A 26,289-nucleotide genomic window follows, 5' to 3' on the forward strand; every position below is an offset into this window, starting at 1 on the left:
CGTGGGCGCCCGTCCAGGGCGCCCACGCCTCAGAGCTTCCCGACACGGAGCCGAACCCCGCCGATCGGCACCCGAACCCGAAGGAGTCCCCTGAGATGACCACCGAACGCCGCGTGCTGGTCCACCGCGACAAGCAGACCCTCGCCGGCTCGGTCGCCGCCCGGTTCCTCACCAAGACGATCGACGTCCTCGACGACCTGGGTTCGGCGAACGTCGTGCTCACCGGAGGGACGATGGGAGCCGCCACGCTCAAGGAGATCGGCTCCTCCTCCGCCGCCGGCAACGTGGACTGGTCGCGCGTGCACTTCTGGTGGGGCGATGAGCGCTGGGTGCCCCGCGGCCACGAGGACCGCAACGACGTCCAGGCCGGGGACCTCTTCAGCGTCCTCGATGTGCCGGCGGCGAACGTGCACTCCTACCCGGCCTCGGACGAGGGCCTGGACCTCGACGGCGCCGCCGCTGCCTACGACGCGGAGCTGCGCGAGCACGCCTCCGAGGGGCGCGACTACCCGCGCTTCGACATCACCTTCCTCGGCGTCGGGCCGGACGGGCACATCGCGTCGCTGTTCCCCGAGCGCTCCGCGATCCGCTCCACGACGCCCGGCGTCCTCGCTGTCCGCAACTCGCCGAAGCCGCCGCCCGAGCGCCTCACCCTCACGCTGCCGCTGATCAACCAGTCGGACCGCATCTGGATGGTGCTCGCCGGCGCCGACAAGGCCTCGGCCCTGGGCCTCGCGCTCGCGGGTGCCAGCACGAACGAGGTGCCCGCGTCGGGCGCGTTCGGCCGCAAGCGCACGGTGTTCTTCGTCGACCAGGAGGCAGCGGCCGAGGTCCCCGAGTCGCTCATCGCTCCGAGCTACTGAGCACGGTCCGGAAACGACGGAAGGCCCGTCCCCCGAGGGGGCGGGCCTTCCGTCGTTCGTCGTCCGGTGAGGATCAGGACGGGGTCGCGGTGCCTCGTCGGGCGCGCAGCTGCTGCAGCGCCTCCTCGAGGAGCTGAGCCGCCTCGGCCTCGGTGCGGCGCTCCTTCACGTAGGCGAGGTGCGTCTTGTAGGGCTCGGTCTTCGCGACCTGCGGCGGGTTCGCCCGGTCGCGGCCCGCGGGGAGACCGGACTGCGGCGAGTCGATCACCTCAGGGATCTCGTCCTCGGGGAGGGCCGCCGAGAAGTGGCGCACCGTCTCGTTGCCGAGAGCGTCCCAGTAGGAGACCGCGACGCGCTCCGCGTGGAAGCCCCGGTCCTGCTCGCCCATGGGTCCTGCGCCGACGCGCGAACCGCGGATTGCACTGCCGCCTGATGCCATTGCGAGTACCCCTATGCTCCGGTGGTGAACTTGGTGATGAGTCCGAGCACCACGATGCAGGCCAGCCAGACGACGCCCAGGATCACGGTGATGCGGTTGAGGTTGCGCTCGGCGACGCCCGACGCGCCGAGGTTGGAGGTGACTCCGCCCCCGAACATGTCGGACAGTCCGCCGCCGCGCCCCTTGTGGAGCAGGATCAGCATGGTGAGCAGGAGGCTCGTGATGCCCAGGATGACCTGGAGCACGACCTGGAGGATGTCCACGCGGTACCTTTCGAAGTTCTGGCGCGTTGCGCGCCCCGACGAGTATAACGGCGCCTGCGAATCCGCGAGGAATGCGTCGTCCCGTGTTCGGGGCGATGTATACGAGTGTCCGTCGAGGGGCGGAGCGGGTGGCCTCGTCGCGGTGCCCTCGACAACCTCTTCAGTCGCTGGACCGCGAGCCTGTGGTCCACGTACCAGCGGATCGATCGAGCCGAACGCGCCACGCTCTCGGACGACACCCCGCGACGAGCCGACAGCCCCGGACCGGCCAACGCGTGATGCCGGTGTGGGATCTCCGAGGCGAACCGGCGATCCGCGTCCCAGCGGATCTCCGTAGCCGAACGCATCCCGCTCTCGGAACCGCGCCCCGTCGCGAAGCCGACCGCGCCACGCCGCGCGGGGAGCGGCGTGGACGAAGCGAGGCGAACCGGCGATCCGCGTCCCAGCGGATCGACGTAGCCGAACGCATCCCGCTCTCGGAACCGCGCCCCGTCGCGAAGCCGACCGCGCCACGCCGTGCAGGGAGCGGCGTGGACGACGAGAGGGCGGGCCCGATGGGCCCGCCCTCTCGTCGCAGCAGCTCAGACCCCGACGTGGTTCCGGAATCGCGCGATCGCCGCGAACTCGTCGACCTGGAGGCTGGCGCCTCCGACGAGTGCTCCGTCGACGTCGGGCTCGCGCATGAAGCCGGCGATGTTGCCGGACTTCACGGAGCCGCCGTAGAGGATGCGGGTCTTCGCGGCGGTGTCGGCGCCGAGGACGTCGGCGACGACACCGCGGAGCGCCTTGCAGACCTGCTGGGCCTGCTCGGGCGTCGCGGCCTGTCCGGAGCCGATGGCCCAGACCGGCTCGTAGGCGACGACGAGGTCGGCGTCCGCGGGGAGGCCGGTGAGGGCCTCCTTCAGCTGGGCGACCGGCACGGCCGACGGGCCGTGCTTCTCGAGGTCCTCCGCGGTCTCGCCGACGCAGATGATCGGAGCGACGCCGTGCTGGAGGGCCGCAGCCGACTTCGCGGCGATGTCCGCGTCCGTCTCGCCGTGGAGCGTGCGACGCTCCGAGTGGCCGACGATCACGTAGTCGCAGTCGAGCTGCTTCAGGAACTGGCCCGAGATCTCACCGGTGTAGGCGCCGCTGTCAAACTTCGAGACGTCCTGCGCACCGTACTTGAGCGGCAGCTTGTCCGAGTCGACGAGGATCTGCACGGGCCGGAGGTCCGTGAAGGGCGGGAACACCGCGACCTCGACGCCGTCGAAGTCGTGGTCGGCGTCCTTAAGGCTCCACGCCAGCTTCTGCACGAAGGCGATGGCCTGGAGGTGGTCCAGGTTCATCTTCCAGTTGCCGGCGATGAGCGGGGTGCGGGCGGCGGTGTCTACCATCCGAGGACCTCCAGTCCGGGGAGGCGCTTGCCCTCGAGGAATTCGAGGCTCGCTCCGCCTCCCGTCGAGATGTGGCCGAACTGGTCGTCACGGAACCCGAGGGCGCGGACGGCCGCGGCGGAGTCGCCTCCGCCGACGACGCTGAGGCCGTCGACCTCGGTGAGCGCCTTCGCGACGGTCTTGGTGCCCGCCGCGAACGGCTCGAGCTCGAAGACGCCCATGGGGCCGTTCCAGAACACCGTCTCGGACGCCGCGATGATCTCGGCGAAGTGCGCGGCGGTGTCCGGTCCGATGTCCAGGCCGAGGCCCTTCTCACCGAAGGGCGTGCCCTCGATCGCGTCGGCCGAGGCGACCTGGTGCTCGGCGTCGGGGCCGAACTCCGACGCCACGACGACGTCCGTCGGCAGGACGATCTCCACGCCCAGCTCCTTCGCCTTCGCGAGGTAGCCGAGCACGGTGTCGACCTGGTCCGCCTCCAGCAGGCTGGCGCCGACCTCGTGGCCCTGGGCCTTGAGGAAGGTGAACAGCATTCCGCCGCCGATGAGGATCGAGTCGACCTTCGGCAGCAGGTGCTCGATCACGCCGAGCTTGTCCGAGACCTTCGAGCCGCCGAGGACGACCGCGTAGGGGCGCTCGGGCTTCTCGGTGAGCCGCTCCAGCACCTCGAGCTCGGCCGCGATCAGCGTGCCGGCGGCGCTGGGGAGAAGCTCGGCGAGCTCGTAGACGCTCGCCTGCTTGCGGTGCACGACGCCGAACCCGTCGGAGACGAAGGCGTCGCCGTAGGCGGCCAGCTTCTCGGCGAAGGTGCGGCGCTCGGCTTCGTCCTTGCTCGTCTCGCCGGCGTTGAACCGGAGGTTCTCGAGGACGACGACCTGGCCGTCCTCGAGGGCGTCGACGGCGGCCGACGCCGCCTCCCCGACGGTGTCCTCGGCGAAGGCCACCGGAGCGTCGAGCAGCTCGCCGAGGCGGGCGGCGACGGGAGCGAGGCTGTACTTCGCCTCGGGCTTCCCCTCGGGGCGCCCGAGGTGGCTCACGACCACGACTCGGGCGCCCTCGGAGACCAGACGCTGGAGCGTGGGCACCGACGCGCGCACGCGGCCGTCATCCGTGATCGTTCCGTCCTTCAGGGGGACGTTCAGATCGCAGCGGACGACGACGCGCTTGCCTGCGAGGGAGCCCAGTGAGTCCAGAGTGCGGTACGTCACTGCGCGCAGCCCTTAGAGCTTGCCGGCGACGAACTCGGTGACGTCGACGAGGCGGTTGGAGTAGCCCCACTCGTTGTCGTACCAGGAGGCGACCTTGACCTGGCTGCCGATGACCTTCGTGAGGCCCGCATCGAAGATCGACGAGTGCGGGTCGGTCACGATGTCGCTCGAGACGATCGGGTCCTCGGTGTACTTGAGGATGCCCTTGAGGTCTCCCTCGGAGGCCGCCTTGTACGCCGCGTTGATCTCCTCGACGGTGGCGGGCTTGGTCAGCTCGACGGTGAGGTCGGTGATCGAGCCGGTCGGGACCGGGACGCGGAGGGCGTAGCCGTCGAGCTTGCCGACGAGCTCCGGGATGACCAGGCCGAGCGCCTTGGCGGCACCGGTCGAGGTCGGGATGATGTTGACGGCGGCGGCGCGGGCGCGACGCAGGTCGCTGTGCGGGCCGTCCTGGAGGTTCTGGTCGGCGGTGTACGCGTGGACCGTGGTCATCAGGCCGCGCTCGATGCCGAAGTTGTCGAGCAGCACCTTGGCGAGCGGCGCGAGGCAGTTCGTGGTGCAGGACGCGTTCGAGATGATGTCGTGCGTCGCGGGGTCGTAGGTGTTCTCGTTCACGCCGAGGACCAGGGTCGCGACGTCGCTGCCGGTGGCGGGAGCGGAGACGATGACCTTCTTGGCACCCGCGGTGATGTGCTTGCGCGCGTCCTCCGACTTGGTGAAGCGGCCGGTCGACTCGATGACGACGTCGACTCCCAGCTCGCCCCAGGGGAGGTTCGCGGGGTCGCGCTCCTCGAGGACGATGATCGGCTTGCCGTTGACGACGATGCGGTCGCCGTCGAGCTCGACGGTCGCGTCGAGGCGGCCCGTGATGGAGTCGTACTTCAGGAGGTGCGCGAGGGCCTTGTTGTCGGTGAGGTCGTTGACCGCGACGATCTCGAGGTCGCTGCCCTTGGCGAGGGCTGCACGGAAGAAGTTACGGCCGATACGGCCGAAGCCGTTGATGCCGATCTTGACGGACACAGATATCTCCTGGTGAGGAAAGGCACCTCGACGGTGCAGTGGAGGGGTGGAAGCCGACGACAGGGCGTCCCGGACGCGGGGCCCGGGACGCCGAGATCGCTACGACAGTAGCAGCAGGCCCGAAGTCTTCTCGCGGGCCTTCTCGAAGCGCGCGGAGACGTCGGCCCAGTTCACGATGTTCCAGAACGCCTTGACGTAGTCGGCCTTCACGTTGACGTAGTCGAGGTAGAAGGCGTGCTCCCACATGTCGAGGAGGAGGACCGGGACGGTCGCCGCGGCGAGGTTGCCCTGGTGGTCGTAGAGCTGCTCGATGATGAGCTTCTCGCCGAGAGAGTCCCAGGCGAGGATCGACCAGCCGGAGCCCTGGATGCCGAGGGCCGAGGCGGTGAAGTGGGCGCGGAACTTGTCGAACGACCCGAAGTTGTCGTCGATGGCCGCGGCGAGCTCGCCGACGGGCTTGTCGCCGCCGTCCGGCGAGAGGTTGTTCCAGAACACGGTGTGGTTCACGTGACCGGCGAGGTTGAAGGCGAGGTCCTTCTGGAGCTTGTTCACGTTCGCGAGGTTCTCGCTGTCGCGAGCCTCCTGCAGCGAGGCGAGGGCGGTGTTCGCCCCGGCCACGTACGTCGCGTGGTGCTTGTCGTGGTGGAGCTCCATGATCCGCCCACTGATGTTCGGCTCGAGGGCCGAGTAGTCGTAGGGCAGTTCGGCGAGCGTGTAGTCAGCCATGTGCGATCTCCTGTTCGTGGTCGTCGCTCCCGTGCGACCCGCCGGCGTCTCGGCGTCCTCCGCGAGGCGGAGGAGGAGGGCCGGGAGTGTCCTGAGCGACCCGATCAGTCTAGCGAGGGGGCCCCTCCGCGTTCGGAGGGCTTGCGTTGTTCGACCAGGAGACACTCAGCGTTCGCCGGGCGGGGCGCGCCGTGCGGCCGGGTCTACAGGTCCTGCAGCTCGGCCGGGAGGTTCGCGTCGGTGCCCGGGATGTCGAGGTCGGACGCGCGCTTGTCGGCCATCGCGAGGAGGCGGCGGATGCGGCCGGCGACGGCGTCCTTCGTCATCGGCGGATCGGCGTGGTGGCCGAGCTCGTCGAGGCTCGCGTCGCGGTGCGCGAGGCGCAGGCGCCCGGCGTAGCGAAGGTGCTCGGGGATGTCGTCGCCCAGGATCTCCATCGCGCGCTCGACGCGGGCGCACGCCGCGACGGCGGCCTGGGCGGAGCGGCGGAGGTTCGCGTCGTCGAAGTTGACGAGGCGGTTCGCGGTCGCCCGCACCTCGCGGCGCTGGCGCAGCTCCTCCCAGCTCGCGACGGTCGCGGTCGCGCCCATCAGGGTGAGCATCGCGCTGATGCTCTCGCCGTCGCGGATGACGACCCGGTGGACGCCGCGCACCTCGCGGGACTTGGCCTGGACTCCCAGGCGTCCGGCGGCTCCGACGATCGCCATGGCCGCCTCGTTGCCGGGGCAGATGATCTCGAGCGCCGCGGAGCGGCCCGGGTCGGTCAGCGAGCCCTGGGCGAGGAAGGCGCCGCGCCACAGGGCGGCGAGCTCCTCGCGGGAGCCGGTCGTGAGGCGGTTGGGCAGGCCGCGGACGGGCCGGCCCCGCTGGTCGAGGAGGCCGGTCTGCCGGGCGAGGGTGTCCCCGCCCTCGACGACGCGCACCAGCCAGCTCGTGGTCCTCCGGGATCCGCCGGCCGAGACGATGCTGCCCTCGCTGCGGACGCCGTACAGCTCGGCGAGGTCGCGGCGCACGCGGGTCGCGAGCGGGGCGGAGTCGAGCTCGACCTCGACCGCGAGGCGGTTGGAGATGATGTGCAGTCCTCCGGAGAAGCGGAGGATGGTCGCCAGTTCGGCGGCACGGACGGTGTTCTTGCGCGAGACGATCGCGACCAGTTCGCCCTTGACGTCTGCGGTGAGGGCCACGGAGTCTTCCTTACGTCGGGTGCGCGACTGAGCGCGCGGGGATCATTCTCGGCCGAGGTCGCGGTGCGCCACGTTGACGGCGACGCCCGGCAGCTCGGCCAGACGGGCCGCGACACGGCCCGCGACCGCGACGGAGCGGTGCTTGCCTCCCGTGCAGCCGATCGCGATGGTCGCGTGGCGCTTGTTCTCGCGCTGGTAGCCGTCGAGCACGGGGCGCAGGGCCCGGGAGTAGGAGTCGATGAACTCCTCGGCGCCCTGCTGGGCCAGCACGTAGTCTCTCACCTCTTCGTCGAGACCCGTGTGCGGACGCAGCTCCGGGATCCAGTACGGGTTCGGCAGGAACCGCGCGTCGGCCACCATGTCGGCGTCCGTCGGCAGCCCGTACTTGAAGCCGAAGCTCATCACCGTGACCTGGAGGCCCGCGCGGCCGGCCTCGGCGAAGCGCTCGGTGATGCTGGTGGCCAGCTGGTGGATGTTGAGGTCCGAGGTGTCGATGACGATGTCGGCCGACTCCCGCAGCTGAGCGAGGCGCGTCCGCTCGGCGGAGATGCCGTCGAGGAGGGTCCCCCGGCCCTGCAGCGGGTGCGGACGGCGCACCTGCTCGAAGCGGCGGACGAGCGCGGCGTCGGTGGCCTCGAGGAACACCACTCGGAGGTCGACCCCGGCGCGCAGCTCGCGGACGATGTCGCCGAGGTCCTCGAAGAAGTCGCGTCCGCGGACGTCGACGACCGCCGCGATCTTCGGCAGCGTGTCCCCCGCACGCTGCGCCAGGTCGACCAGCGGGCGCAGCATCTGCGGCGGCAGGTTGTCGACGACGTACCAGCCGAGGTCCTCCAGCGCGTTCGCGGCGGTGGACCGGCCCGCTCCGGACATCCCCGTGACGATCAGCACGTCCTGCTGCTCGCTCTCCGTGCTCATGCGCTCTCCGTGCTCGTGTCTGCTCGTGTCCTCGGTGCGGGGCACCGGCCGCTCTCCCCCGGAGCGCGGGCCTCCAGCCTAGGGCGTGCCCCCGACGGCGGACCCGTCCGGATGCAGGTGCGCGTGGATCGCGCCCGCCAGCGTCGGGCCGATGCCCTTGACCTCGGCGATCTCGGCCTCGCCCGCCTCGCGGAGCCGGGCGACGGATCCGAAGTGCTTCAGCAGGTCGCGGACTCGCGTGCCTCCGAGCCCGGGCACCTCGGCCAGCTGCGACGAGATGTCGCGCTTGCGACGCGTCCTCTGGTGGGTGATCGCGAAGCGGTGCGCCTCGTCGCGGATGCGCTGGAAGAGGAAGAGCGCATCGCTGTTGCGCGGCAGGATGACGGGGAAGTCGGAGTCCGGCAGCCAGATCTCCTCGAGGCGCTTGGCGATCCCGCAGAGGGTGATGCCGGTCACCCCGGACTCGTCGAGCGCGCGCTGCGCGGCTGCGACCTGCGGCTGACCGCCGTCGACGATCAGCAGCTGCGGGGGGTACGAGAACTTGCGCCGATTGGCCTCGCCGGTCTCGGGGTCGACCGCCGCGGGCTCGACCGGCTCGCGGAGGTACGCGAGGCGGCGGGTGAGCACCTGGTGCAGCGACTCGGTGTCGTCCGTCGACTCCGCGATGGAGAACCGCCGGTACTGGTCCTTCCGCGCGAGCCCGTCCTCGAAGACCACCATCGAGGCGACGATGTTGGTGCCGCTGAGGTGGGAGACGTCGTAGCACTCCATCCGGAGCGGCGCCTCGCTCATGCCGAGGGCGTCGCGGATGTCCTCCAGAGCCTGCGTCCGAGCGGTGAAGTCGGCGGAGCGGCGGGTCTTGTAGAGCATCAGCGAGTGCTTCGCGTTCTGCGTCGCCGTCTCGAGGAGGGCGGCCTTGTCTCCGCGCTGGGCCGCTCGGAGGCGCACGTTCGTGCCGCGCAGTCCGCTCAGCCACTCCTCGAGCGCCTCGGTGTCCTCGGGCAGCTCCGGCACGACGACCTCCCGGGGCGGGACGTCGCCGGTCTCGTAGGCGGCCTGGAGTGCCGTGTCGACGAGCTCCGCCGTGCTCATGTCGAGCTCCTTGTCGACGACCCAGCCCCGCTCGCCGCGGATGCGCCCGCCGCGGACCCGGAACTGCTGCACGGAGGCGGCGAGCTCGTCGTGGACGATCGCGTAGAGGTCGACGTCCACGTTGTCCTTGAGCACGACCGCGCTCTTGGCCAGGACCGCGTCGAGGGCGGCGGCCTGATCGCGAAGCTTCCCCGCGCGCTCGTACTCCATCGCCGCCGCAGCCTCGCGCATCTCCTTCTCGAGCTCGCCGATCATCCGGCGGTCGTGGCTGCCCATGAAGGCGACGAAGCGGTCGACCATCTCGCGGTGCTCGGCGAAGGTGACGCGGTGGGAGCAGGGCCCGCCGCAGCGGCCGATCTGCGACGCGAAGCAGGGCTTGCCGCTCTGCATGGCGCGCTTGTAGTTGGAGTCGTTGCAGGTCCTGATCGGGAACGCCTTGATCATCAGGTCGATCGTCTCGTGGATCGCCCAGATCTTGGGGTAGGGCCCGAAGTAGCGGGCCTTCCTGATCTTGGCGTTCCGCGTGACCATCACCCGCGGGGCCTCGTCGCCGAGCGTCACCGCCATGTAGGGGTAGGACTTGTCGTCGCGGAACTTGACGTTGAACGGGGGATCGAACTCGTTGATCCAGGTGAACTCGAGCTGCAGGGCCTCGACGTCGGTGCCGACGACGGTCCACTCGACCCCGGAGGCCGAGGTGACCATCCGGCGGGTGCGCTCGTGCAGGCTCGGCAGCGGGGCGAAGTAGTTGCTCAGCCGCGCGCGGAGGTTCTTGGCCTTGCCCACGTAGAGCACCCGCCCCCGGGCGTCCGTGAAGCGGTACACGCCCGGGAGGGTCGGGATCTCACCCGGCTTCGGCCGGAAGTCGACTGTCTGCGCCATGCCTCTCGCTCGCGTCAGCCGAGGATCTCGGCGAGGAACATGCCGGTGTGGCTGCCCTCGACCTTCGCCACGTGCTCGGGGGTGCCCACCGCGACCACCTGTCCGCCGCCGGCGCCGCCCTCGGGACCCATGTCGATCAGCCAGTCTGCCGACTTGATGACGTCGAGGTTGTGCTCGATGGTGATCACCGTGTTGCCCTTGTCGACCAGGCCGTTGAGGACGAGGAGGAGCTTGCGGACGTCCTCGAAGTGCAGGCCCGTCGTCGGCTCGTCGAGCACGTAGACGCTGCGGCCGTTGGAGCGGCGCTGGAGCTCGGTCGCCAGCTTGACGCGCTGCGCCTCGCCGCCGGAGAGCGTGGTCGCGCTCTGCCCGAGGCGGACGTAGCCGAGGCCCACCTCCACCAGCGTGCGGAGGAAGCGGTGGATCGCCGTGATCGGCTCGAAGAAGTCGGCCGCCTCGGCGATCGGCATGTCGAGCACCTCGGCGATGTTCTTGCCCTTGTAGTGCACGGTCAGGGTGTCGCGGTTGTAGCGCGCTCCCCCGCAGACCTCGCACGCCACGTAGACGTCGGGCAGGAAGTTCATCTCGATCTTGATGGTGCCGTCGCCCGAGCAGGCCTCGCAGCGGCCGCCCTTGACGTTGAAGCTGAAGCGGCCGGGCAGGTACCCCCGCGCCTTCGCCTCGGTGGTCTCGGCGAAGAGGTTGCGGATGCGGTCGAACACGCCCGTGTAGGTGGCGGGGTTCGAGCGCGGCGTGCGGCCGATCGGATTCTGGTCGACGTGCACGACCTTGTCGAGGTTCTCGAGGCCGGTGACGCGCGTGTGCTTGCCCGGCACCTTGCGGGCGCCGTTGAGCTGGTTGGCGAGCACGCGGTAGAGGATGTCGTTCACGAGGGTGCTCTTGCCGGAGCCGGAGACCCCGGTGACCGCGACGAACGTGCCGAGCGGGAACTCCGCGTCGACCTTGCGGAGGTTGTTGGCGTTCGCCCCGACGACCTTGATCATCCGCTTGCGGTCGATCTTCCGCCGCTTCTTCGGGACCTCGATCGCCTTGCGGCCCGAGACGTAGTCGCCGGTGAGCGAGTGGGTGTTCTCGAGCAGCGACTCGTAGGAGCCGGAGTGCACGACCTTGCCGCCGTTGACCCCGGCGCCCGGGCCGATGTCGACGATCCAGTCGGCGGTGCGGATGGTGTCCTCGTCGTGCTCGACCACGATCAGCGTGTTGCCCAGGTCGCGCAGCTTGATGAGGGTGTCGATCAGGCGGCGGTTGTCGCGCTGGTGCAGGCCGATGCTCGGCTCGTCGAGCACGTAGAGCACGCCGGTCAGCCCGGAGCCGATCTGGGTCGCCAGGCGGATGCGCTGCGCCTCGCCGCCCGACAGGGAGGCGGCGGCGCGCGAGAGGTTGAGGTAGTTGAGCCCGACCTCGATGAGGAAGTCGATGCGCGCGCGGATCTCGCGCAGCACCTGCGCGGCGATGTGCGCCTCGCGGTCGGTCAGCTCGAGCCGGCTCATGAAGTCCTGGGCGTCGCCGAGGCTGAGGTCGGCCACGTCCGCGATGCTCGCCCCGTGCACGAGCACGGCGAGCACCTCCGGCTTCAGGCGGGAGCCCTTGCACACGGGGCAGGGCACCTCGCGGAGGAACTCGGACCAACGGGTGCGCTGGACGTCGGTCTCGGCCTGGACGAACTGGCGCTCGATGTAGGGCACGACGCCCTCGAAGCCCGAGGTGTAGCTCATCTCGCGGCCGTAGCGGTTCTTCCACTTGACCTTGACCTCGAAGTTGTCGCCGTGGAGGACGGCCTGCTGCACCTCGGTGCTGAGGCGCTTCCACGGGGTGGTGAGCGTGAAGCCGAGGTCGCGGGAGAGGCCGTCGAGCAGCTTCTCGTAGTACTGGAACAAGCCCTTGCCCTGGGTGGTCCAGGGGATGATGACGCCCTCGGCGATGCTCAGGTCGGGGTCGCCGAGCAGCAGCTCGTCGTCGACCGACATGCGCGTGCCGAGGCCCGAGCACTCCGGGCAGGCGCCGAAGGGCGCGTTGAAGGAGAAGGTCCGCGGCTCGATCTCGGTCAGCGAGATCGGGTGGTTGTTGGGGCAGGACAGCTTCTCGGAGTAGGTGGTCCAGGCGCCGTCGCCCTCGCCGTCGACGTAGTTGATCTGCACGAGGCCGTCGGTGAGCCGCAGGGCCGTCTCGAGCGAGTCGGTGAGGCGCCCGAGGATGTCGGGGCCGGCCACGAGCCGGTCGACCACGACGGAGATGTCGTGCTTGTACTGCTTCTTGAGCACCGGCGGCTCGCTCAGCTGGACGAGCTTCCCGTCCACCATGGCGCGGGAGTAGCCGCCCGCGGTCAGCTCCTTGAAGAGGTCGACGAACTCGCCCTTCTTCTGCGAGACGACGGGGCTGAGGATCTGGTAGCGGGTACCGGTCTCGAGCTCCATCAGCTGGTCGGCGATCTGCTGCACGGTCTGCGCGGAGATCCGCTCGCTGCAGATGGGGCAGTGCGGGACGCCGATGCGCGCCCACAGCAGACGCATGTAGTCGAAGATCTCGGTGATCGTGCCGACGGTGGAGCGCGGGTTGCGGTTCGTCGACTTCTGGTCGATCGAGACCGCGGGGCTGAGGCCCTCGATGAAGTCGACGTCCGGCCGGTCCACCTGCCCGAGGAACTGGCGGGCGTACGCGGAGAGTGACTCGACGTAGCGCCGCTGGCCCTCCGCGAAGATCGTGTCGAAGGCCAGGGAGGACTTGCCCGAGCCCGAGAGACCGGTGAACACCACCATCGAGTCGCGCGGGATCTCGAGGTCGACGTTCTGCAGGTTGTGCACCCGCGCGCCGCTCACCACCAGCTTCGAGGACGACTCGTCGAGCGAGGAGACGAAGCGGTGGAAGGAGGGAGAGGGGGTGGAGGAGGGGTCCGTAACGGCGTTCAGGATCGACACTCCGAAAGTGTATGCGGAGCCACCGACATCGCCCGTGGCGTTCGCTGGGCGCTGATCCGCGGGCCCCTCCCCTTGCGGATCAGCGCCCCCGATCAGGACAGGTGCCCGGCCTTCTCCATCTGGCGGAGCTCGCGCTTGAGCTCCTGGACCTCGTCCCGCAGCCGGGCCGCGAGCTCGAACTTGAGCTCGCCCGCCGCCTGGAGCATCTGCCCGTTGAGGTCGGAGATGATCGCCTCGAGATCGTTGCCGCCGTTCGCAGCGAGACCCTGACGGCGCAGGTTCGGCGTCGGGCTCTTCTTCTTGGCGTCGCGCCCGGCGAGCAGCTTGGCGGTGTCGGCCCCCTCGCGGGCGAGGGCGTCGGTGATGTCGGCGATCTTCTTCCGCAGCGGCGTCGGGTCGATGCCGTGGTCGAGGTTGTAGGCGACCTGCTTCTCGCGTCGGCGGTCGGTCTCGTCGATCGCGAGCCGCATCGAGTCCGTCACCTTGTCGGCGTACATGTGGACCTCGCCAGAGACGTTGCGCGCCGCACGGCCGATCGTCTGGATGAGCGACGTGGACGAGCGGAGGAAGCCCTCCTTGTCGGCGTCGAGGATCGCCACGAGCGAGACCTCCGGCAGGTCGAGCCCCTCGCGCAGCAGGTTGATGCCGACCAGGACGTCGTACACGCCCGCCCGCAGCTCCGAGAGGAGCTCGACGCGCCGCAGGGTGTCGACGTCGGAGTGCAGGTAGCGGACCCGGACGCCGGCCTCCGTGAGGAAGTCGGTGAGCTCCTCGGCCATGCGCTTCGTCAGCGTCGTGACGAGCACGCGCTCGTCGCGCTCGGTGCGGCGCTTGATCTCCTCGAGCAGGTCGTCGATCTGGCCCTTCGTCGGCTTGACGACGATCTCGGGATCGATCAGGCCGGTCGGGCGGATGATCTGCTCGACGATGCCGTCGGCGATGCCCATCTCGTAGCGGCCCGGGGTCGCCGAGAGGTAGACGGTCTGACCGACGCGAGACTTGAACTCCTCCCACTTCAGGGGCCGGTTGTCCATCGCCGAGGGCAGGCGGAAGCCGTGCTCGACCAGCGTGCGCTTGCGGGAGGCGTCGCCCTCGTACATCGCACCGATCTGCGGCACCGTCACGTGCGACTCGTCGATCACGACGAGGAAGTCGTCCGGGAAGTAGTCGAGCAGGCAGTGCGGGGCCTCGCCCGACTCGCGGCCGTCGATGTGGCGGGAGTAGTTCTCGATGCCGGAGCAGAATCCGATCTGCTGCATCATCTCGAGATCGAAGGTCGTGCGCATCCGCAGGCGCTGCGCCTCGAGGAGCTTGTTCTGCTTCTCGAGGTCGGCCAGGCGCACCTCGAGCTCCTGCTGGATGGTGTCGATCGCACGGTGCATGACGTCCTGGCTGGCGACGTAGTGCGAGCCGGGGAAGACCGACACGGAGTCGAGCTTCCGGACGATGTCGCCGGTGAGCGGGTGGAGCGTGTAGAGCGCCTCGATCTCGTCGCCGAACATCTCGATCCGGATCGCGAGCTCCTCGTACATCGGGATGATCTCGATCGTGTCGCCCCGCACCCGGAAGGTGCCGCGGGCGAAGTCGACGTCGTTGCGCGCGTACTGCATCGACACGAACTTGCGGATGAGGCGGTCCCGGTCGACCCGCTGGCCGACCTGGAGCGCCACCATCGCCTCGAGGTACTGCTCGGGCTGGCCGAGGCCGTAGATGCAGGAGACGGTCGACACCACGATCACGTCGCGGCGGCTCAGGAGCGAGTTCGTGGTGGAGTGGCGCAGCCGCTCGACCTCGGCGTTGACCGAGCTGTCCTTCTCGATGAAGGTGTCCGTCTGCGGGACGTAGGCCTCGGGCTGGTAGTAGTCGTAGTACGAGACGAAGTACTCGACGGCGTTGTTGGGGAACAGCTCGCGGAACTCGTTGGCGAGCTGCGCGGCGAGGGTCTTGTTGTGCGCGAGCACGAGCGTGGGGCGCTGCACGGCCTCGACGAGCCAGGCCGTGGTCGCGGACTTGCCGGTCCCGGTGGCGCCCAGCAGGACGACATCGGTCTCGCCGGCGTTGATGCGGGCGCTCAGATCGGCGATCGCGCCGGGCTGGTCACCGCTCGGCTTGTACTCGCTGATGACCTCGAACGGGTGCACGGCACGGGTTGGCTCCATGGTTCGAAGCGTAGCCGCGACCACCGACACCGGACGGCGCGTGCGCTGGCGGCGAACGGGGGTGCGCTCTCCGGCCGGGCCGCTCGGCCACGAGGGCGGGTGTCCGGGACGGACCGTCAGCGGGCGAGACGCTCCCACAGCGCGTCGGTCCGAGCGAGCGTCTCCTCCAGCATGCCGGAGGAGTCGATCACGACGTCGGCGAGGGCGAGGCGCTCCTCGTCGCTCGCCTGCGACGAGACCCGCGCACGAGCCTCCTCCTCGGTCAGTCCCCGGAGGGCGACGAGACGCTCGATGCGGAGGTGCTGCGGCGCGTGCACGACGACCACCTCGTCGAACTCCCCCGCTCCACGGCCCTCGGCCAGGAGGGGGACGTCGTAGACGACCACCGCGGCCGGGTCCGCCTCGGCGGCCTCCGCGAACAGCCGCTGCGAACGGAGGGTCACCGCCGGATGGGTGATCGCATTGAGGTCGGCGCGGGCCGCCGCGTCCGAGAAGACGATCGCGCCGAGCGCCGGGCGGTCGAGCGCGCCGTCCGCGCGGATCACGGACGGGCCGAAGCGCTCGGCGATCGCCGCCAGCGCCGGCTCCCCCGGCTCGACGACCTCGCGCGCGAGGACGTCGGCGTCGACCACCACCGCTCCGTGCTCGGCGAGACGGCGGGCGACGGTGGACTTGCCCGAGGCGATGCCTCCGGTGAGGGCGACGAGATGCACCCGGCCACCCTACCCAGCGCCGTCGCCCGGAACGCCGAACGGCCGGCCCCCGAGGGGACCGGCCGTTCGATGCGATGTGCTCGCGATCAGTTGTTCGAGGACAGCTTCTCGCGGAGCGCGGCGAGCGACTCGTCGTCGGCGAGGGTGCCGCCGGTGGTCGACTCGCTGGTGAAGCCGGCGCCGACCGAGACGCCCTCGGAGACGGTGGCCGCCTCCTCCTGCGACTTGGCGACCTGGGCCTTGTGGGCCTCCCAGCGCGCCTGAGCAGCGGCGTACTCCAGCTCCCAGGCCTCGCGCTGCGACTCGAAGCCCTCGCGCCACTCGTTGGTCTCGGGGTCGAAGCCCTCGGGGTACTTGTAGTTCCCCTGGTCGTCGTACTCCGTGGCCATGCCGTAGAGCGCCGGGTCGAACTCGGTGCCCTCGGGGTCGACGTTCTCGTTCGCCTGCTTGAGCGAGAGGGAGATGCGGCGACGGTCGAGGTCGATGTCGATGACCTTGACGAACACCTCTTCGCCGACCGACACGACCTGCTCGGCGAGCTCGACGTGCTTGCCCGACAGCTCGGAGATGTGGACGAGGCCCTCGATGCCGTCCGCGACGCGGACGAAGGCACCGAACGGGACCAGCTTCGTGACCTTGCCCGGCGCGACCTGTCCGATCGCGTGGGTGCGGGCGAAGACCTGCCACGGGTCCTCCTGGGTCGCCTTGAGCGAGAGCGACACGCGCTCGCGGTCGAGGTCGACCTCGAGGATCTCGACGGTGACCTCCTGGCCCACCTCGACGACCTCGGAGGCGTGCTCGATGTGCTTCCAGGAGAGCTCGGAGACGTGGACGAGACCGTCGACGCCGCCGAGGTCGACGAACGCGCCGAAGTTGACGATCGACGACACGACGCCCTTGCGGACCTGACCCTTGTGCAGGTTGTTCAGGAACGTGGTGCGGCTCTCGGACTGGGTCTGCTCGAGGAGCGCGCGACGCGACAGGACCACGTTGTTGCGGTTCTTGTCGAGCTCGAGGATCTTCGCCTCGATCTCCTGGCCGAGGTACGGCGTGAGGTCGCGGACGCGGCGCAGCTCGATGAGCGAGGCCGGGAGGAAGCCGCGGAGGCCGATGTCGACGATGAGACCGCCCTTGACGACCTCGATGACCGAGCCGGTGACGACGCCGTCCGACTCCTTGATCTTCTCGACGTCGCCCCACGCGCGCTCGTACTGCGCACGCTTCTTGGACAGGATCAGGCGACCCTCCTTGTCCTCCTTCTGGAGGACGAGGGCCTCGACGCTGTCGCCCACGTTGACGACCTCGGAGGGGTCGACGTCGTGCTTGATGGAGAGCTCGCGCGAGGGGATGACGCCCTCGGTCTTGTAGCCGACGTCGAGGAGGACCTCGTCGCGGTCGATCTTCACGACGGTGCCTTCGATGAGGTCTCCGTCGTTGAAGAACTTCAGAGTCTTTTCGACCGCGGCAAGAAAGTCTTCAGCAGACCCGATGTCGTTGATCGCGACCTGCTTGGTTGCCTTGTCGGTCGTTGCGGTTGTCATTAAGGGATGCTCCAGGATGGATGGGTCTCGGGCGGCGGCCGCCTGCGGGCCTCGCGGCTCGGCGGAGTGGTGACCACTGCGGTGGTGAGGGATGTGCCTCCGGCCCGGGAGCCGCGCTCGGCCGGCCGGAGGACCGGCCTTCCTCGCGCGCCGCGGGCACGGCGGCGCCACAGAAGTGACACCCCAGCTTAGACGCCCCGGGAGGCGCACGGCAATCTCGCCGCGCCCGTCCAGGCGCGGGTTCCGGAGTCAGCCGGCGAGGGAGGAGCGGAGGGTGTCGAGACCGACGCCGCCGAGGTCGAGCGCCCTCCGGTGGAAGGCCGCGAGCGAGAACGCGGCGCCCTCGCGCGCCTCCGCCTCGTCGCGCAGCTGCTCCCAGATCCGCTGCCCGATCTTGTAGGACGGAGCCTGCCCCGGCCAGCCGAGGTACCGGTTCACCTCGAAGCGCACGAACGCGTCGTCCATGTTCACGTTGGCCCGCATGAAGTCGAGGGCCGACTCGGCGGTCCAGACGGTGCCGGAGCCCGGCATCGGCTTCTGGAGGTGCACGCCGATGTCCAGCACGACGCGCGCCGCGCGCATCCGCTGGCCGTCGAGCATGCCCAGGCGGTCGGCCGGGTCGTCGAGGTAGCCGAAGCGCTCCATCAGCCGCTCCGCGTAGAGCGCCCAGCCCTCGGCGTGGCCGGAGGTCCCGGCGAGCTGACGGCGCCAGGTGTTGAGGCGGGCGCGGTTGTGGACGGCCTGGCCGATCTGCAGGTGATGGCCCGGGACGCCCTCGTGGTAGACCGTGGTCAGCTCCCGCCAGGTGGCGAACTCGGTGACTCCGGCCGGGACCGACCACCACATCCGCCCCGGGCGCGAGAGATCGTCGCTCGGACCGGTGTAGTAGATGCCGCCCTCCTGGGTCGGCGCGATCCTGCACTCGAGGCGGCGCACCTCCTCCGGGATGTCGAAGGCGGTGCCGGCGAGCTCGCGGACGGAGCGGTCGCTGGTCTCCTGCATCCAGGCCTGCAGAGCGTCGACGCCGTGCAGAGTGCGCGCCGGGTCCGCCTCGACGTGGGCGATCGCCTCGGCGACGGAGGCGCCGGGCAGGATCTCGCGCGCGATCGCCTCCTGCTCGGACGTCATGCGGGCCAGCTCCTCGATCCCCCACTCGTAGGTCTCGTCGAGGTCGACGACAGCGCCGAGGAAGCGGCGGGAGTGAAGCGCGTACAGCTCCCGGCCGACGGCGTCCTGCTCGGTCGCGGCGGGGGCGAGCTCGCCCCGGAGGAACTGCGCGAGCGACCCGTAGGCGGCCGAGGCACGGCGGGCGCCGTCCTCCAGTCGCTGAGCGAGCGACGCGGGCAGGGATCCGGCGGCGGGAGCGGCCTCCGCGGCCAGCTCGGCGAAGAACCCCCGGGGAGCGGCGATCTTCCGCGCCTGCTCGGCGACGAGCTCGACCTGGCGGCGGGCCGGGACCACGCCGGTGCGCATCCCCTCGCGCAGGGTCTCCGCGTAGCCCTCGAGGGCGGCCGGCACGGCCAGCAGCCGCTCGGCGACCGCCTCCCAGTCGGCGACCTCGTCCGTCGGCATCAGGTCGAAGACGTCGCGCAGCTCCTGCGCCGGGGACGCGATCACGTTGAGGTCCCGCAGCGGCAGACCGGCGTCGTGCCCTTCCAGGGAGAGCCGGAGCTCGGCGCCGAGGTCAGCGACCGTGACGCGGTCGACGTCGTCCACGGGGTCGGCGGCCTCGAGCTCGGCGAGGGCCGAGGCGGTCGCCGCCCGGGCGCGCTCGAGACCGGCCGGCGAGTAGTCGCCCAGGCGGCCGTTCGCGCCGCTGCGTCCGATCGCGGTGCCGAGGGTGGGGTCGAGGTCGACGAGCGTGTCGACCCAGCGCTCGGCGACGGCGTCGACGGCGGTGGGCTCGCGGGGGGTGTCGGTGCTCATGCCTCCGAGCCTAGCCAGGCGCTGCGGCCGGCTCAGTGCGCGGCGACGTCCCAGTCGGACCCGTGGCCCACCTGCACCTCGAGCGGGACGCTCAGGTCGGCGGCTCCCGCCATCCGGCCGCGGACGATCGCCTCGAGCGGCTCCTCCTCGCCGGGGGCGACGTCGAAGATGAGCTCGTCGTGCACCTGGAGGAGCATCCGCGAGCCGAGCCCCTGCTCGTCGAGGTCGGCCTGCACGCCGATCATCGCCCGCTTCATGATGTCGGCGGCCGAGCCCTGGATCGGCGAGTTGAGCGCCGCCCGCTCGGCGTTGTCGCGGAGGACGCGGTTCGCGCTCTGCAGGTCGGGGAACGGACGCCGGCGTCCGAAGATCGTCTCGGTGTAGCCGGTCTCGCGGGCCTGCTCGACGACGCTGCGGAGGTAATCGCGCACCGCGCCGAAGCGGACGAAGTAGTCGGTCATCAGCTGCTTGGCCTCGGCGCTCGAGATGCGCAGCTGCTTCGACAGGCCGAAGGCGCTCAGGCCGTAGGCGAGACCGTACGACATCGCCTTGACCTTGTTGCGCATGGCCGAGGTGACGTCGCCCGGATCGACGCCGAAGATCCGCGATCCGACGAAGCGGTGCAGGTCCTCGCCGGAGTGGAAGGCCTCGATCAGCCCGGCGTCCCCGGAGAGGTGCGCCATGATCCGCATCTCGATCTGCGAGTAGTCGGCAGTGAGGAGGGTGCTCGCCTCCGCTCCGTGGACGAAGGCGGTGCGGATGCGGCGGCCCACCTCGCTGCGGACGGGGATGTTCTGCAGGTTCGGGTCGTTGGAGGAGATCCGGCCGGTGGCCGTGCCGGTCTGGTCGTAGCTGGTGTGGATCCGGCCGTCGGCGGTGACCGACTTCTCGAGCGTCTCGATGATCTGCTTGAGCTTGGTCGCGTCGCGGTGCTCGAGGAGCAGCCCGAGGAACGGGTGCGGGTGCGACTCCTGCAGGTCTGCGAGGGCGGAGGCGTCGGTGGTGTAGCCCGTCTTCGTGGCCCGGGTGCGCGGCATGTCGAGCTCCTCGAAGAGGACCTGCTGCAGCTGCTTGGGCGAGCCGAGGTTCATCTCGTGGCCGATCTCGGCGAACGCGCGGCTCGCGAGGTCGGCGGCCGAGACGGTCAGCTCGGCGCGGAGGCGCGCCAGCACGTCGGCGTCGATCGCGACGCCGGTGAGCTCCATCGTCGCGAGGACCTGGACGATCGGCAGCTCGATGTCGACGAGCACCGAGAGCATCCCCTCGCCCAGCCGCTCGCGCAGCGGAGCGACGAGCCGGTACGCGTACCAGGCCTCGGTGGCGGGCCCCATCGGCTCGACGGTGGGGACCAGCTGGTTCGGGTCGCCCTGCGCCATGGTCTCGTCGAGGTGCTGCGCGACCTGCGCCGCGAGCGTGGCCGGGTGCCCGGTGGGCTGCACCAGCCAGGAGGCGACGCGGGTGTCGAACGCGAGCCCCGCGACGGGGAGTCCGGCCCTCCGCAGCGCCTTGATCTGGGGCTTCGCGTCGGCGAAGTACTTGGGGGCGGGCCCGGCCAGCCACTGCTCGAGCGCGGTGTAGTCGGGCCGCTCGGCGGCCCACGGGACGAACGCCGTCTCCTTCTCGACCGCGAGACCCACACCCTCGAGCCCGCCGGCTCCGAGCAGGACCTGCACGGCGACGGGCGCGGTGCCCTTCGCCGACACGCGGTCGAGCCAGTGCGCGAGCTCCTCGTCGACCAGGGTGCGGACGGCGGGTGCGGAGGTCGTGACCACGTCGCCCGCCAGGGCCGCGGCAGCGCCGTCGACGCCCTCCTCCGCGGCGATCGTGAGGACCCGCTCCTGCAGGGTCTTGAACTCGAGGCGGCTGAAGATCTCGCGGACCGCGTCGGGATCGATCGGACGGCGCGTCAGATCGTGCGGCCCGAGGGGGAGCTCGACGTCCGTCACCAGCCGGTTGAGGCGGCGGTTGCGGAGCGCGTTCTCCTTCTGCTCGCGCAGCTTCTCGCCGACCACGCCCTTGATCTCGTCGGCGTGGGCGATGATGTCGGCGACCGTGCCGTACTGGTTGACCCACTTCGCGGCCGTCTTGGGGCCGACCTTGTCGACGCCGGGCAGGTTGTCGCTGGTCTCGCCGACGAGCGCGGCGATCTCGGGGTACTGGTGCGGCTCGACGCCGTACTTCTCGAAGACCTTGTCGCGGTCGTAGCGGGTGAGCTGCGAGACGCCCTGGGTGGAGGGGTAGAGCAGGGTGACGTCCGGAGTCACCAGCTGGATGGTGTCGCGATCGCCCGAGACGACCAGCACGCGGAAGCCGGCCTCGGCCCCCTGGCGGGCGAGCGTCGCGAGGATGTCGTCGGCCTCGAAGTCCTCCTTCGAGACGGTCCGGATGTTCATGGCGTGCAGCGCCTCCTCGAGGAGGGGGACCTGGCCCTTGAACTCGGGCGGCGTCTCGCCGCGGGTGCCCTTGTACTCCGGGTACTCGCGCGTGCGGAACGAGTAGCGGGAGATGTCGAACGCGACGCCGAGGTGGGTCGGCTTCTCGTTCTTCAGCAGCAGGATCAGCATCGAGAGGAAGCCGTGGATGGCGTTCGTGTGCTGGCCCTCGCGGGTCTGGAAGCTGTCGACCGGGAGCGCGTAGAACGCCCGGAACGCCAGGGAATGGCCGTCGACGAGCAGGAGGGTAGGCTGTTCCGGATCTGACACAGGGCCAGACTACACAGCGCCTCCGACACCGGATCGGCCCGCTCGCGCCCGCCGGTCAGGGCCGCTCCGAGGCTCCAGCGCGAGGAGCGACGTGACCGAGCCGACCCCCACCACGACCGCCTGGATCCGCCCGCCCGCGCTCGACCTGGTCGCCGGGATCGGCCGCGGCATGGGCGAGCTCGCCGAGCGGATGGGGATCCTCTGGCACGAGCTCACCCCGCAGCACTCGGTGGCCTCGATGCCCGTCGAGGGCAACCGGCAGCCGGTCGGCATCCTGCACGGCGGCGCGCACGTCGTGCTCGCCGAGTCGATGGGCTCGATCGCGGCGAACGTGCACGCCGGCGCGGGCCGCCTGGCGATGGGCATCGAGCTGAACGCGAGCCACAGCCGCTCGGTCCACTCGGGCTTCGTGATCGCCACCTGCGACGCGATCCACCTGGGGTCCACCCTCACCACCCACGAGATCGTCGTGCGCGACCAGGAGGGGCGCCGCCTCTCCACCGTGCGGATCACCAACATCATCCGCGACGCCCGCTGACGGGAGCGGACGGGTCCCCCTCGCGGGAGCGGTGCGCGAGGACCGCGCCCAGGACCGCGACCGCCGTCGGGACCGCCCGTGCCTGCGAGCGACGGGGGATCGACCGGTCGGCCGCGCCGCTCGGGGACCCGGCACCGCGGCGAGCGGCACTGTCAAGCGACGGCGCGCGACTGTGCCCGATGGTGCCCGAAGGGCGACACTGAGCGGATGAGCCTTCGCCATCTCCTCAAGAGCCTCCCGTCCATGCCCTCCGAGCTGCCTTCGTTCGATGCGGAGGCGGCTCCGGCCGATCCTCTCGAGCTGTTCGCGCAGTGGCTCGAGGAGGCGAAGGACGCGGGCCAGCTCCTCCCCCACGGCGCCACGCTCTCCACCGCCTCCGACGACGGCACCGTCTCGGCGCGCGTGCTCGTGCTGCGCGAGATCGACGAGGCGGGCTGGGCGTTCTCCACCCATGCCACCAGCCCCAAGGGACGCGCCATGGAGGAGAACCCGCACGCCGCGCTGACCTTCTTCTGGCCGGTCCAGGGCCGTCAGGTCCGGGTCGAGGGCCGGGTCGAGCGCGCCTCCGCGCAGGAGTCGGCCGACGACTTCCGCCGCCGCTCCGAGGCCGCTCGCACCGCCCTGCTCGTCGGACGCCAGAGCGAGCCGATGCGCAGCGCGCAGGACTTCGGCCTCGTCACGCTCCAGACCAGCGTCGCCGTGGGCTGCTCGCCCGCGACGCTCGACCGGGAGTGGGCCGTCTACCGCGTCGTGCCCGAGCGCATCGAGTTCTGGCAGGGCTCGACCGCGCCGGAGCAGGATCACACCCGTCTCGAGTACCGCCCGGGAACGACGGAGGCGGGCGGCTCCCCGTGGGAGCGCACCCGCCTCTGGCCCTGAGGCCGTGGGCCCTCGGGCCCGGCCTCGCGCTAGGCCTTCTTCGTGCTCAGCTGCTCGATGATCGCCTGCGCGACGTCGTGCATGGTGAGCCGGCGGTCCATGGAGGCCTTCTGGATCCAGCGGAACGCCTCGGGCTCGGTGAGCCCCATCTTCTCGTTGAGCAGGCCCTTGGCGCGGTCGACGAGCTTGCGGGTCTCGAAGCGCTCGACCATGTCGGCGACCTCGGCCTCGAGGGTGAGGATCTGGGCGTACCGCGAGAGGGCGATCTCGATCGCGGGCAGCAGGTCGTTGGGCGTGAAGGGCTTCACGACGTAGGCGAGCGCTCCGGCCTCGCTGGCGCGCTCGACGAGCTCCTTCTGGCTGAAGGCGGTGAGCAGGACGACGGGCGCGATGTGCGCCTTCGAGAGGCGCTCGGCCGCCGAGATGCCGTCGAGCTGGGGCATCTTGACGTCCATGATGACGAGATCGGGGCGCAGCTCGGTGGCGAGGGCCACAGCGGTCTCGCCGTCGCCGGCCTCGCCGACGACCTCGAAGCCGTTGTCGCGGAGGATCTCCACGATGTCGAGGCGGATGAGGGATTCGTCTTCGGCGACGACGACCCGACGGGGTGCGGTCGACGAGGGTTCCTGGTCAGTCACGCCGATGAGCCTACGGTATTCTCGACGGGCTGGTGATGAGCCGGTGTGGCGGAATGGCAGACGCGGGGCACTCAAAATGCTCTGTCCGAGAGGGCTTGTGGGTTCGAGTCCCACCACCGGTACCGGCCTGGTCGCGCGGTGCGCGCCTCCGCTCGCTAGCGTCGTCGGATGAGCACCGACCCCTGGCCCCTGTTCTCGCTGGAGCTGCGCACGCCGCGGCTCGAGCTGCATCCGGTCCGCGACGCCGACCTCGGCCCTCTCGCCGAGGCAGCCCTTGCGGGCGTGCACGAGAGCGGCCGCTCGCCGTTCCCCTCCCCCTGGGCCGAGGCGCCGGCGGAGCGCCTGCCCGGCGAGCTCGCCCGCTTCCACTGGTCGCAGCGCGCGCAGACGACGCGGGAGTCGTGGCGCGTCGCGTTCGCCGTGGTCGAGGACGGCCGGGTCGTCGGCTGCCAGGACGTGGTCGCCGAGTCCTTCGCCGCCACCCGCACTCTGACCTCGGGCTCGTGGCTCACCCGCTCGGCGCAGGGCCGCGGCCTCGGGCAGGAGATGCGCGCCGCCGTCCTCCTCCTCGCCTTCGACCACCTCGGAGCCGAGGTCGCCGAGAGCGCCGCCCTCGCCTGGAACACCCGCTCGATCCGGGTCTCGGAGGCCCTCGGCTACCGGCCGAACGGGACGCACCGGATCGTCGGTCCGGACGGTGCGCCGGTCGAGGAGCTGCGGTTCCGCGTCACGCCGGAGACTTTGGTGCGGCCGGAATGGACGCTGGAGGCCTCGGGGATCGACGCCGCACGAGCGGTCCTCGTCCAGGACCCGCTCGGTCCGCCCTCCCCTGTCTGATTCACCAGAACATCGTGCCCGGCGAGCCCTTGAACGGACCGACCACACGCGAGGTGATCCAGCCGCCGTAGAAGTCGCCCGGCTGCGGCTGGACCGTCTCGCCGTCGACCGTGCAGGAGTCCATCCGGCCGGGGTAGAGGGCGACGGTGTCGACGAGGGCCTCGAAGCCGGCCATCGGCTCGGGGTACGTCCAGCCCGCCGCCTCCGCGACCGCTCCTCCTCCCCCGCGCACGGTCAGGTAGGAGGCCGCGCCCTTGAACTCGCAGATGCTGCGGCCGGGCGCGGGCTCGAGCGCCCCGGGCGCGAACGAGGACACGGGGAGGTAGTAGACGGGAGGGTGGCTCGTCTCGAGGACGCGGAGAGCGTCGCGGGACTCGGCGACGACGACGCCGCCCAGCCGCACGACCACGTGCTCGGTGGTGGTCTCGACCCTCGGCGGTCGCGGGTAGTCCCAGACGGATTCCTGGCCCTCGGCGGGCGGCACGCGCTTCATCCCGCTCACGCTACGCGGCGGGGAGCGGTGCTCCGGCGCCTCCCAGAGGATGCCCGGGCGGACGCCGCGGCTCCGCAGATCCCCGCCGCCGGGACGCGCGGGGGCCCCGGTCGCGTAACGTCGTCCCTGCGGCGGAACCCCGAGCCCGCGCGCAGAAGGAATCCAGAGTGCCCACCGAATGCATCCACGGCCTCGACATCGCGCTCTGCGACGTCTGCACCCCGAAGAAGCTCCCCGAGCAGGTCGGCCGTGCCACCCGCGCCCCCGCGCGCGTGCCCGGGACCTCCCGTGCGGCCACCGCCCGCGCCGCCGCCCGCGGCACGGCGCGCGAGAAGCCCCTGCCGAAGGTCGACATCGCCGCGCAGCGGATCTACCACGTCACCCACCTCGACAACCTCGAGGCGATCGTCGCCGCCGGCGCGATCCTGGCGGACCAGCAGCTCCAGGAGCGCCCCGCGATCGACGTCAGCGCCGAGACCACCCGCGAGCACCGCCGTGCCGTGCAGGTGAAGGACGGCGTCAGCGTCGCCGGCTTCGTGCCCTTCTTCCTCTCCCCCGACGCCGCCCTCTGGGCCGACCTGCGCGGCGAGCGGGTCGCTCCGCACTGGTCGCCGAGCGCCCACGAGACCACCGCCTCGCAGTACGTCGTCCTGGTGGGCTCGCTCGCCTCCGCCCCGGTGCTGAGCGACGGCGACGCCTCCCACGTCCTCACGCGCTTCACCGAGGGCGACGCGCTCGTGCGCACCTTCGCGCGCCTCCTGGTCGACGAGCCGGCCCTGCGCAGCGCGGAGGCGCTCGTGCCCGAGCGCTTCCCGCTCGAGGGCGTCGCGACGGTCGGCGTGGCGTCGGTCGCCGCCCGCAACCGCGTCAAAGCTCTCTTCGAGGGCATCGACGCCTCTCCCCGCGTCGCCGTCTATCCGCCGTGGTTCCACCCGGTGGCCGAGGAGGAGTGACCCGGC

The 26,289-nt window shown here is 70.8% G+C and carries 22 protein-coding genes and 1 tRNA gene; 6 read left to right on the forward strand and 17 right to left on the reverse strand.

The window, feature by feature from the left end:
- Nucleotides 1–95 precede the first annotated feature (95 nt).
- Complete coding sequence (gene pgl / locus C5C74_RS03665; RefSeq protein WP_104221917.1) at nt 96–863, forward strand: 6-phosphogluconolactonase; 768 nt, start codon at nt 96–98, stop codon at nt 861–863.
- 73 nt (nt 864–936) lie between these two features.
- On the opposite strand, the gene C5C74_RS03670 is transcribed toward pgl, so the two are convergent.
- The 15 genes from C5C74_RS03670 to polA form a co-directional block, all read right to left on the reverse strand.
- The gene (locus tag C5C74_RS03670) at nt 937–1,302 is read right to left on the reverse strand and encodes an RNA polymerase-binding protein RbpA (protein ID WP_055791968.1); all 366 of its coding nucleotides are present in this window, start codon (nt 1,300–1,302) and stop codon (nt 937–939) included.
- Between the two features lie 11 nt (nt 1,303–1,313).
- A complete protein-coding gene (gene secG, locus C5C74_RS03675) occupies nt 1,314–1,565 on the reverse strand; it encodes a preprotein translocase subunit SecG (RefSeq protein ID WP_104221915.1) in 252 nt (83 codons plus the stop codon).
- A gap of 581 nt (nt 1,566–2,146) precedes the next feature.
- Complete coding sequence (tpiA, locus tag C5C74_RS03680; RefSeq protein WP_104237487.1) at nt 2,147–2,941, reverse strand: triose-phosphate isomerase; 795 nt, start codon at nt 2,939–2,941, stop codon at nt 2,147–2,149.
- Nucleotides 2,935–4,146, reverse strand: a complete 1,212-nt coding sequence (locus C5C74_RS03685) for a phosphoglycerate kinase (protein ID WP_104351002.1) — start codon at nt 4,144–4,146, stop codon at nt 2,935–2,937. Before C5C74_RS03685 ends, tpiA begins: the two co-directional genes overlap by 7 nt.
- A gap of 12 nt (nt 4,147–4,158) precedes the next feature.
- Nucleotides 4,159–5,166 carry a type I glyceraldehyde-3-phosphate dehydrogenase gene (gap, locus tag C5C74_RS03690; RefSeq protein ID WP_104221909.1) on the reverse strand — a complete coding sequence of 336 codons (1,008 nt, stop codon included), beginning with the start codon at nt 5,164–5,166 and terminating at the stop codon, nt 4,159–4,161.
- Between the two features lie 99 nt (nt 5,167–5,265).
- Entirely contained in the window at nt 5,266–5,892 is a 627-nt protein-coding gene (locus C5C74_RS03695; RefSeq protein WP_104221907.1) for a superoxide dismutase, read from the reverse strand.
- A 203-nt stretch (nt 5,893–6,095) separates the two neighbouring features.
- Nucleotides 6,096–7,076, reverse strand: coding sequence for a DNA-binding protein WhiA (whiA, locus tag C5C74_RS03700; protein ID WP_104221905.1), 981 nt, complete (start codon nt 7,074–7,076; stop codon nt 6,096–6,098).
- Nucleotides 7,077–7,118: 42 nt separating this feature from the next.
- Complete coding sequence (rapZ, locus tag C5C74_RS03705; protein ID WP_097166020.1) at nt 7,119–7,994, reverse strand: RNase adapter RapZ; 876 nt, start codon at nt 7,992–7,994, stop codon at nt 7,119–7,121.
- Nucleotides 7,995–8,072: 78 nt separating this feature from the next.
- Complete coding sequence (gene uvrC, locus C5C74_RS03710) at nt 8,073–9,968, reverse strand: excinuclease ABC subunit UvrC (RefSeq protein ID WP_104351003.1); 1,896 nt, start codon at nt 9,966–9,968, stop codon at nt 8,073–8,075.
- Between the two features lie 14 nt (nt 9,969–9,982).
- Nucleotides 9,983–12,808: an excinuclease ABC subunit UvrA gene (uvrA, locus tag C5C74_RS03715; RefSeq protein ID WP_258064088.1), complete on the reverse strand. Its 2,826-nt coding sequence runs from the start codon at nt 12,806–12,808 to the stop codon at nt 9,983–9,985.
- A 188-nt stretch (nt 12,809–12,996) separates the two neighbouring features.
- Nucleotides 12,997–15,063 (reverse strand): excinuclease ABC subunit UvrB, encoded by a 2,067-nt coding sequence (uvrB, locus tag C5C74_RS03720; RefSeq protein ID WP_104221901.1) that lies wholly within the window; start codon nt 15,061–15,063, stop codon nt 12,997–12,999.
- A 116-nt stretch (nt 15,064–15,179) separates the two neighbouring features.
- Complete coding sequence (gene coaE / locus C5C74_RS03725; protein ID WP_104225297.1) at nt 15,180–15,776, reverse strand: dephospho-CoA kinase; 597 nt, start codon at nt 15,774–15,776, stop codon at nt 15,180–15,182.
- Between the two features lie 86 nt (nt 15,777–15,862).
- Nucleotides 15,863–17,317 (reverse strand): 30S ribosomal protein S1, encoded by a 1,455-nt coding sequence (gene rpsA / locus C5C74_RS03730; RefSeq protein WP_104225298.1) that lies wholly within the window; start codon nt 17,315–17,317, stop codon nt 15,863–15,865.
- 249 nt (nt 17,318–17,566) lie between these two features.
- Nucleotides 17,567–19,243: a DUF885 domain-containing protein gene (locus C5C74_RS03735; protein ID WP_104351004.1), complete on the reverse strand. Its 1,677-nt coding sequence runs from the start codon at nt 19,241–19,243 to the stop codon at nt 17,567–17,569.
- A 32-nt stretch (nt 19,244–19,275) separates the two neighbouring features.
- Entirely contained in the window at nt 19,276–21,945 is a 2,670-nt protein-coding gene (gene polA / locus C5C74_RS03740; protein WP_104351005.1) for a DNA polymerase I, read from the reverse strand.
- A gap of 91 nt (nt 21,946–22,036) precedes the next feature.
- Between polA and C5C74_RS03745 the strand changes: the two genes are divergently transcribed.
- On the forward strand, nt 22,037–22,483 hold the full coding sequence (locus tag C5C74_RS03745) for a PaaI family thioesterase (RefSeq protein WP_374953047.1): 447 nt from the start codon (nt 22,037–22,039) through the stop codon (nt 22,481–22,483).
- 207 nt (nt 22,484–22,690) lie between these two features.
- Entirely contained in the window at nt 22,691–23,362 is a 672-nt protein-coding gene (locus C5C74_RS03750; protein ID WP_104232645.1) for a pyridoxal 5'-phosphate synthase, read from the forward strand.
- A 29-nt stretch (nt 23,363–23,391) separates the two neighbouring features.
- Here C5C74_RS03750 and C5C74_RS03755 read toward each other — a convergent pair whose 3' ends face one another.
- Nucleotides 23,392–24,000: an ANTAR domain-containing response regulator gene (locus C5C74_RS03755; RefSeq protein WP_104221889.1), complete on the reverse strand. Its 609-nt coding sequence runs from the start codon at nt 23,998–24,000 to the stop codon at nt 23,392–23,394.
- A 39-nt stretch (nt 24,001–24,039) separates the two neighbouring features.
- On the opposite strand from C5C74_RS03755, the gene C5C74_RS03760 reads away from it, so the two are divergent.
- Together C5C74_RS03760 and C5C74_RS03765 are read left to right on the forward strand one after the other, a co-directional pair.
- Nucleotides 24,040–24,122: transfer RNA gene (locus C5C74_RS03760), tRNA-Leu, on the forward strand.
- Nucleotides 24,123–24,168: 46 nt separating this feature from the next.
- The gene (locus C5C74_RS03765) at nt 24,169–24,837 is read left to right on the forward strand and encodes a GNAT family N-acetyltransferase (RefSeq protein WP_104309124.1); all 669 of its coding nucleotides are present in this window, start codon (nt 24,169–24,171) and stop codon (nt 24,835–24,837) included.
- 1 nt (nt 24,838) lies between these two features.
- Here the strand turns inward: C5C74_RS03765 and C5C74_RS03770 are convergent, their stop codons facing one another.
- Nucleotides 24,839–25,330, reverse strand: coding sequence for a DUF427 domain-containing protein (locus C5C74_RS03770; protein ID WP_104225302.1), 492 nt, complete (start codon nt 25,328–25,330; stop codon nt 24,839–24,841).
- A 167-nt stretch (nt 25,331–25,497) separates the two neighbouring features.
- Here C5C74_RS03770 and C5C74_RS03775 point away from each other — a divergent pair, with 167 nt between their 5' ends.
- On the forward strand, nt 25,498–26,283 hold the full coding sequence (locus C5C74_RS03775; RefSeq protein WP_104221883.1) for a DarT ssDNA thymidine ADP-ribosyltransferase family protein: 786 nt from the start codon (nt 25,498–25,500) through the stop codon (nt 26,281–26,283).
- The last annotated feature ends 6 nt before the right edge of the window (nt 26,284–26,289 follow it).

The organism is Rathayibacter sp. AY1E8 (genome assembly GCF_002931415.1).
In the GTDB taxonomy this organism is placed as follows: Bacteria; Actinomycetota; Actinomycetes; order Actinomycetales; family Microbacteriaceae; genus Rathayibacter.

What these genes read in the sequence shown, in the direction of transcription:
- C5C74_RS03765 (WP_104309124.1), top strand. Translation starts at nt 24,169, where the DNA reads ATGAGCACCGACCCCTGGCCCCTGTTCTCGCTGGAGCTGCGCACGCCG.
- C5C74_RS03695 (WP_104221907.1), bottom strand. Translation starts at nt 5,892, where the DNA reads ATGGCTGACTACACGCTCGCCGAACTGCCCTACGACTACTCGGCCCTC.
- C5C74_RS03770 (WP_104225302.1), bottom strand. Translation starts at nt 25,330, where the DNA reads ATGAAGCGCGTGCCGCCCGCCGAGGGCCAGGAATCCGTCTGGGACTAC.
- rapZ (WP_097166020.1), bottom strand. Translation starts at nt 7,994, where the DNA reads ATGAGCACGGAGAGCGAGCAGCAGGACGTGCTGATCGTCACGGGGATG.
- uvrC (WP_104351003.1), bottom strand. Translation starts at nt 9,968, where the DNA reads ATGGCGCAGACAGTCGACTTCCGGCCGAAGCCGGGTGAGATCCCGACC.
- C5C74_RS03670 (WP_055791968.1), bottom strand. Translation starts at nt 1,302, where the DNA reads ATGGCATCAGGCGGCAGTGCAATCCGCGGTTCGCGCGTCGGCGCAGGA.
- rpsA (WP_104225298.1), bottom strand. Translation starts at nt 17,317, where the DNA reads ATGACAACCGCAACGACCGACAAGGCAACCAAGCAGGTCGCGATCAAC.
- C5C74_RS03735 (WP_104351004.1), bottom strand. Translation starts at nt 19,243, where the DNA reads ATGAGCACCGACACCCCCCGCGAGCCCACCGCCGTCGACGCCGTCGCC.
- pgl (WP_104221917.1), top strand. Translation starts at nt 96, where the DNA reads ATGACCACCGAACGCCGCGTGCTGGTCCACCGCGACAAGCAGACCCTC.
- C5C74_RS03750 (WP_104232645.1), top strand. Translation starts at nt 22,691, where the DNA reads ATGAGCCTTCGCCATCTCCTCAAGAGCCTCCCGTCCATGCCCTCCGAG.
- uvrB (WP_104221901.1), bottom strand. Translation starts at nt 15,063, where the DNA reads ATGGAGCCAACCCGTGCCGTGCACCCGTTCGAGGTCATCAGCGAGTAC.
- tpiA (WP_104237487.1), bottom strand. Translation starts at nt 2,941, where the DNA reads ATGGTAGACACCGCCGCCCGCACCCCGCTCATCGCCGGCAACTGGAAG.